A 1,097-nucleotide genomic window follows, 5' to 3' on the forward strand; every position below is an offset into this window, starting at 1 on the left:
CCGATACCAATGTGGATCTACACAGCGACGCTGACCTAAAATGACAACTTCAACACCTTGAGCAGTCAAGAAGAAAGTAGTCATCGCTAACACCAAGCACAGTCGAGAAATAGCTGGAGCCCAACGGAGTTTAGAGTCTTCGAGATTGAATCCAGAGGATTTATCATCCAGAAAATTTTCCTCAATGGTAAAGCGGAAGCCATATTCCCGAAAAGTTTGGAGATTAGTAGGTTCGGTACTAATAATGTACCAGTGTTCGCCATTCGTAGATTCCCACGCAATTGCTAGATGGACATCTGTGAGCGAGTTACATTTGTGAATTTGAACGTTGTGGATCAGTTTTGCCTCGCCGATGGCTACCGGAAATTGACTCACTCGCTGCCACCCCTGCCGTGGATGACGCAGCCAAAAATTCCCTTTAATCCGGATTCGACAGTGCCAGCCTAATTTTCTGACATAACGGACTAATTCGGCATTGGCAAACCCCCTCTCAGCCAAGAGAATGACTTTGACATCGACTGGTAGGAGCCTTGAGACACGCTTGAGGAGGTCCTGATAAGTATCGATGTTGACACTACTACTTTTGTGTTTGAGTACTCGCGGGCCCACCGGAATCGCTCTGCCCAAATGTACAACACAGATCCGAATGATGCAATATTTATCCCATAACATACTGGTATCAAAACTCAGATAAATTTCTGAGTCTTTCCAGTTGGCAAAGGAGGCCTTCACTACAGGACTATAAAGTTTTGCTGGGTTGATGCGAGGATTATTTACCCATCGAGACAATCTTCGTTGTGTGCTTTGGGCTATTTCTGCTTTGGTGCAAACATGGTCGATCCATTTGGTTAGATTTACCTTGCCTTCTACAATCAAACCAACCATCATCCAACACATCACTCCTAGATGTCTTAAATCTGACCACTGACTGTATTGACCTGCGAATTTCATTAGTTTATGATGAAGATGAGAGCGGTGATCGATCATTTCGATTCATACTGGTTTTTTGGTTAAAAACAGTTTATCCCTCTTTTTCTCTTTAATCCAGTCTGGGTCAGCTTTTACCCCGATCTTGACTGACTTTTGTCAGTCAACCA

1 protein-coding gene is annotated in these 1,097 nt (G+C 43.8%); it reads right to left on the reverse strand.

Annotated features, from left to right (window positions below; all coding sequences use genetic code 11):
- On the reverse strand, positions 1–951 hold a 951-nt coding region (locus QUA53_RS29055), incomplete at its 3' end, for a transposase (protein ID WP_333101343.1).
- Between the last annotated feature and the right edge of the window lie 146 nt (positions 952–1,097).

This window comes from Microcoleus sp. Pol12B3 (assembly GCF_036701355.1).
Lineage (GTDB): Bacteria > Cyanobacteriota > Cyanobacteriia > Cyanobacteriales > Microcoleaceae > Microcoleus.